Source organism: Nitrospirota bacterium (assembly GCA_030684575.1).
Classification (GTDB): domain Bacteria; phylum Nitrospirota; class Nitrospiria; order Nitrospirales; family Nitrospiraceae; genus Palsa-1315.
This window is the reverse complement of sequence record JAUXVD010000009.1, coordinates 58,431-72,289: the sequence shown is the minus strand read 5'-3', so window position 1 is coordinate 72,289 and position 13,859 is coordinate 58,431. Positions and strand designations below refer to the sequence as shown.

At 56.3% G+C, this 13,859-nt stretch carries 10 protein-coding genes; 7 read left to right on the top strand and 3 right to left on the bottom strand.

Annotation, left to right across the window (positions count from 1 at the left end; all coding sequences use genetic code 11):
- Nucleotides 1-576 precede the first annotated feature (576 nt).
- The 3 genes from Q8N00_08420 to Q8N00_08410 form a co-directional block, all read right to left on the bottom strand.
- Complete coding sequence (locus tag Q8N00_08420; GenBank protein MDP2382816.1) at nucleotides 577-2,022, bottom strand: sigma-54 dependent transcriptional regulator; 1,446 nt, start codon at nucleotides 2,020-2,022, stop codon at nucleotides 577-579.
- A 65-nt stretch (nucleotides 2,023-2,087) separates the two neighbouring features.
- Nucleotides 2,088-4,157 (bottom strand): ATP-binding protein, encoded by a 2,070-nt coding sequence (locus Q8N00_08415; GenBank protein ID MDP2382815.1) that lies wholly within the window; start codon nucleotides 4,155-4,157, stop codon nucleotides 2,088-2,090.
- Nucleotides 4,158-4,395: 238 nt separating this feature from the next.
- On the bottom strand, nucleotides 4,396-5,670 hold the full coding sequence (locus tag Q8N00_08410) for a cation:proton antiporter (GenBank protein ID MDP2382814.1): 1,275 nt from the start codon (nucleotides 5,668-5,670) through the stop codon (nucleotides 4,396-4,398).
- 648 nt (nucleotides 5,671-6,318) lie between these two features.
- Between Q8N00_08410 and Q8N00_08405 the strand changes: the two genes are divergently transcribed.
- The 7 genes from Q8N00_08405 (at nucleotide 6,319) to Q8N00_08375 (ending at nucleotide 13,858) form a co-directional block, all read left to right on the top strand.
- A complete protein-coding gene (locus tag Q8N00_08405; GenBank protein ID MDP2382813.1) occupies nucleotides 6,319-8,022 on the top strand; it encodes a mechanosensitive ion channel family protein in 1,704 nt (567 codons plus the stop codon).
- Complete coding sequence (locus tag Q8N00_08400; protein ID MDP2382812.1) at nucleotides 8,019-8,954, top strand: mechanosensitive ion channel; 936 nt, start codon at nucleotides 8,019-8,021, stop codon at nucleotides 8,952-8,954. Before Q8N00_08405 ends, Q8N00_08400 begins: the two co-directional genes overlap by 4 nt.
- Entirely contained in the window at nucleotides 8,951-10,144 is a 1,194-nt protein-coding gene (locus Q8N00_08395) for an outer membrane beta-barrel protein (GenBank protein ID MDP2382811.1), read from the top strand. The genes Q8N00_08400 and Q8N00_08395 overlap by 4 nt, the downstream gene beginning before the upstream one ends.
- A gap of 234 nt (nucleotides 10,145-10,378) precedes the next feature.
- Complete coding sequence (locus Q8N00_08390; protein ID MDP2382810.1) at nucleotides 10,379-11,008, top strand: DUF3047 domain-containing protein; 630 nt, start codon at nucleotides 10,379-10,381, stop codon at nucleotides 11,006-11,008.
- A gap of 73 nt (nucleotides 11,009-11,081) precedes the next feature.
- Complete coding sequence (locus Q8N00_08385; GenBank protein ID MDP2382809.1) at nucleotides 11,082-11,975, top strand: mechanosensitive ion channel; 894 nt, start codon at nucleotides 11,082-11,084, stop codon at nucleotides 11,973-11,975.
- 122 nt (nucleotides 11,976-12,097) lie between these two features.
- On the top strand, nucleotides 12,098-12,403 hold the full coding sequence (locus Q8N00_08380) for a LapA family protein (GenBank protein ID MDP2382808.1): 306 nt from the start codon (nucleotides 12,098-12,100) through the stop codon (nucleotides 12,401-12,403).
- Nucleotides 12,404-12,508: 105 nt separating this feature from the next.
- Nucleotides 12,509-13,858: a TolC family protein gene (locus Q8N00_08375; GenBank protein MDP2382807.1), complete on the top strand. Its 1,350-nt coding sequence runs from the start codon at nucleotides 12,509-12,511 to the stop codon at nucleotides 13,856-13,858.
- The last annotated feature ends 1 nt before the right edge of the window (nucleotide 13,859 follow it).

The window sequence follows — 13,859 nt, the reverse complement described above, 5'->3', positions numbered from 1 at the left end:
GGCGACCGTCCCCACGGAGACTTTTAAGAACTGCCTACGTGACAAAAACATGGGTAACACCTCCTAAGAGTTGAGGGCTTCAATAAGCCCACGCGACTTCACCAACGCACAGCGGAAAGTTCAGACCACCCCCCTTCCTGCTAAGTCTAATGCCGTACCATGGCGATGCTGGCCATGAGACAGACTCGAGGAGTAAACATAGCAAGAGGGTTGCCAGACCGGGAAGAACTTGCCAACGGCAAAAGCTATCGCAATAACGTGTTGAAATAGAAGGGATATACTTATGGTTACGAGAGTAATTTAGGAGATGATGAGATACGATATTTCATGAGTCGAATATGATTATATGCGCCATCTCATTAATAAATATTTTAATCACACATATCATTTAGTTACGACAGCATACTTCCATATTCACTCGCGACAACATGGTAGCTAGCCGTAGCTAACCCCCAGCAAAATGACTCAAAATCCATTTCATGTGATGTTAATGCTACCAGGAGGAAACATGATTACGGGAATAAGCAGAAGGCAAGGGCGGTAAGCCGTAGAACTGTTACGAATGGGGGACACAGGCTACGGATTCTCTATGTCCTCGCTCCCTAAAAATCGTTTCATGAGTAGCGAGAAATGTTGCCGAGGAATGCCGCTATTCTCAGCGGCCTTCGTGATGACACCGTCATGCTGGGCGAGCTTGAGACGCAGATAGGATTTCGTAAACTCTTCAAGCGCTCGCTCCTTCGCCTCCATATAGGGAAGAGCGGTCAGACTCGAGTCGACCGATGCGAGACTCTCGGCCTCGCTCTGTGGAAGAGCATGTCGGACATCCTGCGCCCGAATAATGCCATCGGTCGAGAGCATGACCATCCGCTCCACCACATTACGAAGCTCCCGCCCATTGCCTGGCCAAGAATAGGCCACAAGGGCTCCCACCGCCTCTTCGTCAAAATGGCACTGAGCCTTGCCCATGGATCGAGCCAACTGACTGAGCAAATGACGTGCGATAACAGGAATGTCCTCACGCCGCTCGCGTAGCGGAGGCACCCGAATCGAGACGACAGCGAGACGATAATATAAATCCTTCCGGAACGTCCCCTCGCGGACTCGCGCTTCGAGGTCCCGGTTTGTTGCAGCGACAAACCGCATATCTACCCGGCGAACTCTGGTTCCGCCCACGGGGCGCACCTCGCTTTCCTCCAAGACGCGCAGGAGCTTCGCCTGGAGAAGCAGGGGAAGTTCCCCAATTTCATCCAGGAACACGCTGCCTCCGTTCGCTAACTCAATGAGCCCAGGCTTATCGGCAATCGCACCAGTGAAGGCGCCCCGTACATGCCCGAACAGCTCGGACTCCATCATCCCCTCGGGCACAGTCGTACAATCGATCACTTGAAACGGCCGATCGCGCTCTGGACTCTGCTGATGGATCGCCCGTGCAATGATCCCCTTTCCCGTTCCAGTTTCTCCGGTGATTAAGACCGTCGAGCGAACTTGAGCCGCCTCACGAATGCTCCGCATAATGCGCTCGAATGCGACGCCACTCCCCACAAAACTATTGGCTTCGAACTCCTGTCGGTCCTGTTGCTCATACACCGCATGCCGACGCAGGATTTCAGAGATGCGAATCGCACGATGGAGGCGCATCCCCAAATCCTCCGCGTTGACGGGTTTCAACACATAGTCAAAGGCGCCTCGCCGCATCGCATCCACGGCCAGCGGGACCGCATTCATGCGCGTCACCACCAGCACCGGTAAGTTTGGATCAATCCGTTGGATACGGCTGACGAGATCCAATCCATCCATCCCAGGCAACACCATGTCGGTTAATACAAGATCGATGGCCCGTTCTCCAAGCAATTGCAACGCCCCTTCTGCCGTGGGACGGACCTCCATATCGAAATCTCCCCCCAGCGGTTTCAGATCCGCCGCTTCAAGAGCGTGCAACATTAGCTCAAGATCCGTTGGGTTGTCCTCGACAATCAAAATGGTAAACGGCACTTTGGATTTGGCTTTGGTCGATCGCATGCTGGAAACCTCACCAACTGTCATTATGATATCCCCTTCCTCACAGGCCCCCTCGCCGAACGGCATCAACCAACATCGGACACTCTCAACGCCTGCATCCTGGCATCGGCACCCTCTTGCTCCTGAAAGCTCGGAATCGTGAATTGCACAGTGCAACCCACTCCCTCCGCTCCGTCGACCCACACCTTGCCACCATACAGATCCACGATGCGCTGGATGATGGTCAGACCAATTCCGCTGCCTGAGGCCTGAGATGTCAACAAACGGACAAATGGCTGAAACACACGAGTGCGTTGGGCCAAAGGGATCCCGGTCCCCTGATCCTCCACAGAGAACATCGCCATCGGACCCTGCGCCTGACCGCTAATCCTCACGACGGGTGATTCTCCCACTCGAGTGAATTTCAATGCGTTTGAAATGAGGTTATCGAAGATCTGCCGGAGATAGGCCGCGTGACAAGCGACGAGCGGTAACCCTGGATCAACGTGCACCACGGCACGACGCTGCTCAATCTCACCGGCCCGGGCTTTCAATACTTCACCAATAATCACAGTCGGATCGACCGCCGTGATAGCACCCTGATCAGTGCCGACACGAGCCACGCTCAAGATCCCTTCCACTCGCTCGACAAGATCCTTGCTATTCTCTTCGAGAAGCGCGAACCACCGCTTCGTCCGATCGTCGAATTGTCCACCATACTGCTGGACCAGTAACCGTGCGAGTTCTCCCATGCGAGCCCCAGGCCCCTTGAGGTCATGCGCCAAGGTTTCCGCAAGATGCTCGAGCTGACGAAGACGTGCGACCAGCCCACGCTGTTGCTGCTGCGCGGCCTCATAGAGTTTCACATTCGAGATCGCCAGCGCCGCCTCTTGAGCCAATCCCTTCGCGAGCCGTTGATTCCATACCGCAGCCGATCGTGGCCGTTCGCACACAAGAGCCAGGACGCCGAAGGGCTCTCCTTGGGCCAGGAGGGGAACGGCCAGCATGCTGTCCCCGAGCAAGTTTCGTCGTAATACTTGCGGCCGTTCGTCGGCACGAAACCCTTCACCGATGGCCACTTCACGCGTCTCATACGCTTGAACACTGATCGGGAGCTCATCCCACAACATGACTGAATTGGCCAAGCGATCGCTCCACTCTCCCGAAGCGGCTTCGACGATCCAACAGCCCATCCGTTCGTTACGGATAAGCACCAGACAAACATCTGCACAGACGAGTTCTACCGCCCGGTCGGAAATTCGATGCAAGACCCCATCAAGCCCGTCAGGGCCAATCGTATTGATATCCTGTCCGATCGTATTGAGCACTTCGAGTTCTTGAATGTGTATCCCAATACGCCGCGCCATGAGCAGATAAGCCTCGGCTAGCTGGCCAAGTTCGTCTTTGGAGGCACGAGCCGGGGCCAAGAGCTCCGCGATGTCGGCGGGGTCGACCTGCTCTGCTAACCGTGCCGTGGCTGATTGCAGCCGTGTAATCGGATCCGTCAGGGAGCAGGCCAACATACGTGAGCTGATCCAGCCCAGAAACACCACACCGACGAGCGCAACCCACAGCCCGACAAACGTCTGTTGCGACAGCGCTTCCGCCCTGGCATTCAACGACTGTCGTTGCAGTTCCAACCGATCTTCGATGGCCTGGAGATCCTGGCGGAGGCGGTCGGATCGCCGTAGCCCTTCCCCCAGTCGGATATACGCCAGCGCTTTGGCCGTGTTCCCCCGCTGAATGTCGGCGATCAATGCGTGTTTCGATCGTAGAAGATCTTTCAATTGCCATGTGATCGGCTCGAATCCCTCCTGAAATCCTGACAATCCTGCCAGCAGCCTTGCAGCACCGGTCAATGCTGATTCAACCCTCGATTCTGCTTCGGTCAACGGAGCAAGGAATGCAGGCTGTTGGGTCAACACATAGCCGCGAAAGCCGTCTTCGATGTCAATGGCAAGTCGCCGCAACAACTCCACATGCCCGCGCGCAAGTATGAGTTCATGTCGTTGTTGCTGGGTCGAAAGAAGCTGCTGAACGATATAGAGGTGAGTCGCAAGACCTCCAATAAGCGGGAGACACATCAGCAGAAGCACCGCCCATACCTTGTGCTGGATTCGCAGATGATCCCACCACTGTAAGGCCCATCGTTTCATCGGACGGCGTTTCCTCGTTCACGAGAGCGTGCTCGGGAAGCTGAAGTTTCTCGTTGAATTTGGGCTTCAGAGGAAAGAAATGTCAAGACCGTCGATTCGACGGACCAAAACCAACAGGTGGGCCGCAAGCACCTCGGAAATCGGATTCGCATCCTGCGGAGAGGCCATTCTTTTACCACAGAGACATCAACCGTGACTGGATGCACGTCAGCGCAACGGGGTTACCCGATGGAAATCGTTATGAAGGAGATGGTTCCTCAACGGGAGCTGGAAGAGGAGCCATTTTCCAACGCTGATAAATGGTCAGCACGATCGTCATCCCCACCACGCCCATCACAATTACCGTCAACGCGTACATCGGGAACAACTCGGTACCGGGAATCCCCGTGGCCACTGGAAGAAACGCCATGACGGCTGTGGCCACCCCACGAGGAAACATGGCAGCGATCACGAACCGCTCACCCGAAGTCCAAGCGTTGCTGGTTCGTCCAAGGATTTCCGTGACAATCCATCGGACCGCAACAAGGATCACGAAGCAGCCCAGACTGGTGAGTGCGATGCTGGTTGTGAGCGCGGAAAAGTCCAGCATTAAGCCCAGAAGGACGTAGAAGAAGGTCCGCACCAGGAACGACAATTCTTCGTTGATCCGTCTCAGGAATTCGTCCAGCACGAATTTCGCTTGGTCCAATTCGTACCCAATCAACACACGAATCGGCCGAGCCAACCGCCCGACCAGAAACTCCATATTGCCCAGGACGAGACCGAACACGAGGATGGTAATGGCCCCGTTCGCGCCAATCAGCTCTGCCACATAGTAGAGCACTAGAATCGCGGCCATCGTGAGCATATAGGACAACGCTTGACCTTCCAGCCAGGAGAGCAACCGTGCCCATAGGGCTCCGGCCAATGCCGCCAGCATGAAGGCATCCCAGAATGCGTGGAAAATCTCTCGGATAATACTCCCGCTTGCGATCGACTCCCGCATCGTGCCCATGATCGCCAGCGCGATCACCACGACAAAAACCTCCGAGATGGCAGAATCCAGACTCAGCAAGACCTTGGCCGAGTCACGGAGCGAGGACATTTTCGAGGTCACGGGAATAATAATCGCTGCAGCCGTGCCGCCCAAGATCGTACCCAGCAACAGACCATGCAACCATTCGCCCTGCATCCACCAGACATAGAAGCCCATGATCGACACGACGGTCAGGGCAAAGACCGTTAATGAAAACAGCAGCGCCAGCGGCGTTTCGTTGACCACCTTCACGATGTGGAGATTAATACCGCCATCGAAGAGGATGATAAGCAGCGCGAGTGTGCCTAGATATGGCGCCAGCTGCATCACCACAGTTGGATCAGCAAGATGGAGCACCGGTCCCAGCAGCACGCCGAACCCCATGAGAAACAACACGCTCGGGATACCGGTGCGTTTAAATATCAGCTCACCGGCCAAGCCGACCAAGATGATCAATCCGGTCAGTCCTAACACCGACTCGACGCTCAATGATTCCACGAATCACTCCCCTCTCATATGCCTACTGACCCAAATCTACATAGCAACCATGTTAACGATATCGAGACAGTCATCACAAGACAAATACCTCCTCACATCGTTCAGTGCACTGCACTGAGATGAGTCAGCCACGCTGTATGAGTGATGCTGTCGAGAAGTAATGCTTGTCGGGTTTTTAGTGAAAGAACAGCTACAGTCAGAGGCAGTAGCCGAGGATGATCAAAATGCTGTCCGGTTCGATCAAGGGGTATCGTTGTTCCACGCGGTAGCGGTAGATGATCTGCCATCACGGCAATGCTCATGAGCACCATGCGCCACAACGCCGTCATGGCATGAGCATCAGCGACCGCCTTGAAGAGAGGACCGCTACCATGGGCGATGCCCACAAAGAAAATTGGTAGGTTCAACCGGTGAGAGCAACCCCTGCCTCCTCTGTGACGCTGCAACAGCGACACCTTGTTCATTCCGTTTAATAGTCATCCTCAAATTACTAAGCAAAGTTATCGTACATAGGGCTCATGTGATGTAGATGGTACACGTTGCCTGGTCGCTTCTCGCCGCTCCAATAGTGTAATCTGTCCCCATCCAAATCGGTGAGGCCTACCCCCAGTCTGGCAACCGATTCTGATCGCCCAGGGAGGACGCGGTATGGCTAGACGCAAGATTTCGATCATTCTGCTGTTCGCATGCTTGATCATGCCGGGGGTGTCCCTAGCCGAGCTCCAACCGCCTACGTCATCAATCAGCCAATCTCCCCCGACGCAGCCTGCCGGTGCACCGGTCATCCATTCTGGAGAAGCCCTGTTCACGGTGTACGACAAGGTGGGCTCCTTTGGTCCACAGGAACGCGCCATGGCCATCGCCGAGCGTCTATCACGCCTCGCGAATGACCCACAGACCAGGCCGGATACCATTGCCATCTCGGAGGGGGAACAGACGAGCGAGATTGTCGCCGGTGAAATGATCATCGTGGCGGTGACCGATGGGGATGCGCGTCCAAGTGGACGACCCAGGCAGGAAGTAGCGCGTGAGTATGCCAGCCTGATCCGTGCGGCCTTGACGACCTCCTTGGAACAGACCAGCCTGCGAACACTCTTGATCAACGTAGCCTTTGCGCTGCTGGATATCGTCATCTTCATCGCCTTCTTAGTCGCCTTTCAAAGGCTCTTTCCCAGGCTCTATGAGAAACTCCACAGCTGGCGTGGAACCTATATTCCCCCGATCAAGATTCAGCGGGTCGAAGTCCTATCAGCCGACCAGATCGCGGCCGGGGTCATCTCCCTGGCCAAGGGCCTTCGTGTCGTCGCAACCCTGTTCCTCATCTATGTGTTCGTGACAACGGTCCTGGGAATCTTCCATTGGACCAGGGGCATTTCCGCCCAACTGTTCGGAGCCGTGCTGACGACGCTCAGGGCCATCGGTGAGGCCTTTGCTTCCTATGTGCCCAATGTCGTTTCCATTATCGTCATTGTCGTGGTGACACGGTACATCATTAAGCTGATCGCCCTGGTATTCACCGGCATGGAGCGGGGGGCCATTTCCTTTGCAGGCTTCCGCCGGGAATGGACGCAACCGACCTACAAGATCGTGCGGTTTCTCGTGATCGTCTTCTCCGCTATCGCCATTTTCCCCTATATTCCAGGGTCTCAATCGGACGCCTTCCGCGGCGTGTCCGTGTTTCTGGGTGTGTTGTTTTCCTTCGGATCCGCTGGAGCCATCAGCAACATCATCGCCGGAGTGGTCCTGACCTACATGAATCCTTTCCGCGACGGTGACCGGGTGAAAATCGCGGATACCATCGGCGACGTCATTGAACGTACATTGCTGGTCACGCGCGTTCGAACGATCAAGAACGTCGATATTTCAATCCCCAACTCCATGGTCCTCGGCAGCCATCTCATCAATTTCAGTTCCGTGGCTAAGGAACATGGGCTCATCCTCCACACCAGCGTCACGATCGGGTACGATGCGCCCTGGAAAACCGTCCACGAATTGTTGATTGCAGCTGCGCGCATGACCACGCACATACTCAAGACGCCGGAACCCTTCGTGCTCCAAACCAGTCTCGACGATTTTTATGTAACCTACGAGATCAACGCCTATACGGATCAGCCCAATAAGATGGCCGTCATCTATGCCGAGCTGCACCAACATATTCAGGACCAGTTCAACGAAGGCGGCGTGGAAATCATGTCACCGCACTACGGGACCATTCGAGACGGCAACAAGACCACGATCCCCGACTCGTACTTGCCGAAGACGTACCAGGCTCCTGGCATTCGCATCGAGGGCGTGGGAAGTTGGTTCACTAAGCCGAATGAAAGCGCCGCGCCGAAAGGAGAGCCCCGATGACAACTACCTCCATGCAGCAGTTCGTCGAAGGCTGGCTGTTCGATCCGACCATCGGGAAACTGGTCTCCGCCACCGTCGCGATCCTTATCGTCATGGCGCTCGTGCGGGTCGGCAAAGGAGGCGTCACCCGGTACATCAAGGAACCGGGCAACCTCTACCGCGCCAATAAGATGGTGACGTTCCTCGGCTATTTCACGGGGATCATCGTCCTCTCCATGATTTTCAGTGCCAACCTCGGCAAGATGGCCGTGGCCTTCGGCGTCGCCGGCGCGGGAATCGCCTTTGCTTTGCAGGAAGTCATCGCCAGCCTCGCCGGCTGGGTGGCCATCTCGTTCGGCAACTTCTACAACACCGGCGACCGAGTTCAGTTGGGTGGCATCAAAGGAGACGTCATCGACATCGGCATGTTGCGGACGACGATGATGGAAATCGGCCAATGGGTGAATGCGGATTTGTACAATGGCCGTATCGTCAAGATCGCCAACAGCTTCGTCTTCAAGGAGCCGGTTTTTAATTACTCCGGCGACTTTCCATTTTTGTGGGATGAAGTAACAGTCCCCGTCAAGTATGGCTGCGACTACCGCTTGTCCCGGGACATCTTTCAGCGGGTCCTGGTCGAGGTTACCGGCGAATATTCCACTCAGGCCAAGGCCAGCTGGACGGAGCTGATTCATCAGTACCGAGTGGATCCCACCGAGATCGATCCCCGCGTCTTCCTCGTCGCCAACGACAATTGGATGGAGTTTACCCTGCGCTACATCGTGGATTATAAGAAGCGCCGCATCACGAAGGATCAGCTGTTCACCCGCATTCTGGAAGAAGTGGATCAGACCAACGGCCGCGTGGCGCTGGCCTCCGCCACCTTCCATCTCGTCGAAACCCCCGAGATCAAGGTCCAGCTGGTTGGACCGTCAGAAGGTCGCCAGGCTTGATCGCGTTTGGATGCACGACAACCCATTGCCAAGGTCTGCGAAGGGCTGGAGCATTATGGCTTGCGCTGCTTTTTCCTGTCCTGAACCTGGGCCTAGCCTTCGGAGAGGAATCTTCCGTCTCGTCGTCCGATTGGCACTATGGAGCGACGGTTGATCTGAGCTATGCGCTCGACTTTAACTTCCCTGAGAACCACCGTTGGCGCAGCAAAGGCACGACTCCCAGAGTCAACGAACTGGCTCCCAATATGGTGCAGGGATACGTTCGTAAAGATGTTTCCGAGACTTCGCGATGGGGGATGGAGCTTGGCCTGCAAGCAGGCTATGACACCAATGCACTGGTACCGGAGCCGAATCCCGGCAGGGAAAAGCCCGTGGACGGAGCCGACAGCCTCCGGCATCTATCACGGGCCAATCTGTCCTATCTGGCGCCGGTCGGCAACGGCCTCACGCTGACGGCGGGGCTGTTCAACAGCTTCATCGGCTACCAATCGATCTATGCGAAAAACAACCTGAACTATACCCGGTCCTACATGGCCGACAACGCACCCTACTTCATGTTCGGCCTGGGCGCGCAGTACCCGCTGAGTGACAGCCTGCAACTCGGCCTCTACGTGATCAATGGCTACAACTATCTGTCCCATCAGAACGACCAACCCAGCTACGGCACACAGCTCATCTGGAAACCGGCCTCCCGGCTGACCGTCACAGAAAATCTGTATTACGGGCCGGACCAGTCGAATACCGCGATCGAATTCTGGCGATTCTTTTCCGACAGCATCGTCGAATGGAAAGACGGACCGCTTATCCTTGCCGCAGCCTACGACATCGGCACGGAAAACGCTGCGGAACGGCCGGGCCAACCCCGGACCTTTTGGACAGCGGGGGCATTGTATGCGCATTGGAACATCAGCGGCCCCTGGAGTGTGGCGGTACGCCCGGAACTCTATTGGGACCGCAATGGTCGGATTTCCGGATCCGAGCAACTATTAAAAGCCATGACGACCACCCTGGAATATAAATGGACCCACCCCTGGCAGACGGCGCTTCTAAGACTGGAACATCGTTACGATGAATCCTCTGGCGTCGGCGGCGGGTTTTTCAAGCGTGGAGAGATCTCCCCAGGCGTCATCGGCCTGGCACAGGAACAGCACCTGCTATTGCTCTCCGTCGTGTGGTCGTTGGACCGATAAACCTACATGCAGCGAGATCCGCACCTGACGCCATGTTTACCCCAGTCTTATAGAAAAGTGGCCGAGGGCGTCCCCTTGCCAACGGATACGTGGCAGGCTTGCCGTTCCGTGGTCCGGATTGATGCTTAGCAGATAACGTTGGTGTACAATCACAGCATGAATCTGAGCGCGCACCGATGCTGCCTACGCATCTGCCTCTTCGCTGCAATTGCGGCAGGTTTCTGCTTCCCTCTTGTGAATCCGCTTGCGGCAGCAGAAGAAATTCCGCTATTGGAGGTTGACGAACGACCAGATCAGGCAGTCCCACCAGGCTGGGAATTGGCAACTCATCACGGCACCGCTGGATTAGAAAAAATTCGTGAAGATGTCGGCCCGGCCCTCAAACTCCATGCCGACAAATCGTCATTTTCCATGCAAAAAGAAATCGACGTCGATCTCACGCGCACACCATGGCTGGTCTGGCAATGGAAAGTCACCGCGGTGCCGAAACAGGGGGACTTCACGAACACCGAGCAAGATGATCAGCCCGCGCAGCTCATCATCGCTTTTTCGAAACGTTTCTGGGAGCTCCGGAAGTCTGTGTCCTACATTTGGGGGAATACATTTCCCATCGGCACGATGGGGGATACGGCGGCGGCAGACCTCCTCCCGCTGGTCAAGATGAAGGCCGTCGTCATACGCTCTGGTCAAACAGATATGGGCCGGTGGATTACTGAATCACGGAACGTCTTCGAAGACTACAAGCAACTGTACGGCAAGGAGCCGGAGAGAGCTGTCGGCATCAGAATCCAGATCAACTCGCAACATACCGAGGCGCAGGCAGAATCGCTCTGGTGCCGGATCTCATTTAGGTCTACCCCGTGACAGAAAAGTTTGTCATCCTCCATCCCATTCGAACCCCGGTGGTGAATCCGGGGAGATAGCGTAACGTCTCACTATGGACATCCTTCAGCACCTGTTCGTGCAGATCAAATCATTTCTCAATGTTCCCCTCTTCTCTGACGGCACCTCCGCCATCACGATTTGGACCCTGCTCTGGCTGATCATCTTGATCCTACTGCTCTTCTCCGTCACCGGCTGGCTGAAGATCTGGATCGTCACCCGTCTCCTGGCCAAGAGCAAGGTGGAGCTGGGTGTGCGGCTCGCCGTGGCCACAATCATCCGTTACCTGGTCCTTGCCGTCGGACTGATGGCCATCCTCCAGACGATGGGCATCGATCTGAGCACCCTGACCATTCTGGCTGGCGCCCTCGGCGTCGGCGTCGGATTCGGTCTGCAGAACATCACCAACAATCTTGTTAGCGGGCTCATCCTCCTGATTGAACGGCCCATCAAAGTCGGCGACCGCATCGAAGTGGGAACCGTCACCGGAGATGTCGTGAGCATTTCGTTGCGGGCCACGACCGTGGTCACCAACGATAACATCGCCATCATCGTTCCAAACTCCGAATTCGTCTCTTCTAAAGTGACAAACTGGAGCTACACCAACCGTGATGTACGGTTCAATTTTCCGGTCGGCGTGTCGTATCGATCGGATCCGGAGCAGGTCCGCCGGCTGCTCCTCCAGGTCGCCGACCAGCATCCGGGTGTGTTGAAGGACCCGAAACCTGACGCGCTGCTGCAAGAGTTCGGCGATAGCTCGCTGAATTTCATTCTCCGGGTCTGGACCAGACAGCACGCCACCACTCCGGGTGTGCTTCGGAGCGATCTCAATTTCATGATCAACAACACGTTCAAAGAGCAGAGCATTGAGATCCCCTTTCCGCAGCGGGACCTCCATATTCGTAGCGGGACCGTAGTAGCGCCGCCCTCGTCCCAGGCGACTTCGTAAGTGGGAGTCATTGGCACGATACAGGGTTTTACGCGGCTTAGTATGTTCATGGCAGGTGATTCGCCGCTGGCAGGATGCCGTGACCGCGAGACGAATACATATTTACGTTCGGGAGGTATGTGATGGGATTTGTGTTTCTTGCATTGATCTTGGCGGTGCTGACTGCCGCGTTTGCGCTCCAGAACACGGAAGCGGTGACCGTTCGCTTGTTCCTCTGGGAGTACCAGACGTCGTTGGTGTTGGTCATTCTCGGCTCGGTAGGGTCGGGAATTGTGCTGACCTTTCTCGCATCCCTCGGTCGCCGATGGAAGCGGAGTCGCGCCATACGAACCCTTGAATCCACCGTCGAATCCCAGGGAACGCATATTCGCGAGTTGGAAGAGGCCCACCGCCTTTCCCGCGAACATACGCGGCCTCCTGCATCATGATCGCGGGATGCGGCAACGGCCTATCCACTGGTTCTAACTAATGAGTGAGCCGATCGGCGCGACAAAATCTACGGGTCAAGTCTCAATCCAATGGACATGCATTCTATGGGCGGCCCTGTCGTCCGTAACACGACTCCCGTGAAGTACCTGTCGAGCCCATGGCGGGAGCAGACGGCTTCGCTCGTCTGCTGGCTCATCATCGCCCTCGTGCACCCTGCGCTTGGATCGGCCGAGCCACCGCCCCGTGACGACTATCGGTCCGCTGCTTCTGCCCCTCAGAAGTTGAGTATCGAAGAAGCCATGGCCTTGTTCTCACGAAACAGCTTCGTCCTCCTCCGCGCACGATATGGCGTCGACGACGCCCGCGCACAACAAATTACGGCGGGCCTGTTTCCCAACCCCGTGCTGTCAGTCGGGCTATTCAGCTCTTTCACGCAGGGGTGCACCGCCGGTCGGTGCGGGGGGGTCATGCCGCAGGTAGGCCAACTATTTCTGGTTGCCGGGAAGCGGGGCTTTCGCATGGAGAGCGCCGAACTGGGAGCCTGGGCAAGCGAAGCCCTGTTTGAGGACACGGTCCGCACGCTCTCGCTCTCGGTGAACGACTCCTACTACCGCGTGCAGGTCGAGCGCGAACATCTTCGGGTCGATCGCAAGATTCGAGACCAACTCGCCGGCATCATCGCTGGTGCCACACCGCTCCTCAGGCCGATTCCGAACGAACGGCAGAAGATCCGGCTGGAGCTGCTCTTGGCAAAGTCGGAGCATCAATTGATCAAGCATGAGCGCGAGGTCGAGAATGGCCTCTCGGATCTCCGGGTTCTTCTCGCGCTGCCTCCTGATTTTCAGCTCGATCTCACGACGCCGCTGCTCTATCGGCCCTATCATCCCGATATCGAGACGTTGCGCCTCCAGGTGGGTGATCGACGTCCGGATGTGAAAGCTAAACGCCTGTTACGGGCCAAGCGAGAACGCGAATTGAAGCTGGCCACGGCGCTGGCCTACCCCGATGTGACGGTAGGAGCCGGAGTGATGCTGCAAGGCCCTACGGGGCCGGACAACCAACAGCAATGGGCGGCAGGGTTGAGCGTCCCCCTCCCGCTGTTCAATCGTAACCAGGGCGGCATTGCACAGGCAACCATCGGCGTGGAATCCGGAGAAGCCGAGTATCGGCGGGCCCTCAATCAGGCGCTCAACGAACTGGATCTCGCGTACCATCGTTTGATACAAACACGCCGCCTCATCGAAACCTACAATGCGGGAGTGCTCGACCGCTCATTGACCCTGCTCGATCGCACGAAGAAGGCCTATGAAACGAATGAGGTGAACATCCTGGAATTGGTGGACGCGTTTCGCACGACCAGCGAAACGAAAGATGATTACCTGGACGCCCTATACGGCCATCAACGGGCGGTGCTCAATTTGGAAAGCGCAGCAGGGCAATCTCTGAAGAGATGAT

Bases quoted from the DNA above. Each gene is read 5' to 3' on its own strand.
- Q8N00_08420 (MDP2382816.1), bottom strand. From the start codon at position 2,022: ATGCGATCGACCAAAGCCAAATCCAAAGTGCCGTTTACCATTTTGATT.
- Q8N00_08415 (MDP2382815.1), bottom strand. From the start codon at position 4,157: ATGAAACGATGGGCCTTACAGTGGTGGGATCATCTGCGAATCCAGCAC.
- Q8N00_08405 (MDP2382813.1), top strand. From the start codon at position 6,319: ATGGCTAGACGCAAGATTTCGATCATTCTGCTGTTCGCATGCTTGATC.
- Q8N00_08400 (MDP2382812.1), top strand. From the start codon at position 8,019: ATGACAACTACCTCCATGCAGCAGTTCGTCGAAGGCTGGCTGTTCGAT.
- Q8N00_08385 (MDP2382809.1), top strand. From the start codon at position 11,082: ATGGACATCCTTCAGCACCTGTTCGTGCAGATCAAATCATTTCTCAAT.
- Q8N00_08380 (MDP2382808.1), top strand. From the start codon at position 12,098: ATGGGATTTGTGTTTCTTGCATTGATCTTGGCGGTGCTGACTGCCGCG.
- Q8N00_08375 (MDP2382807.1), top strand. From the start codon at position 12,509: ATGGGCGGCCCTGTCGTCCGTAACACGACTCCCGTGAAGTACCTGTCG.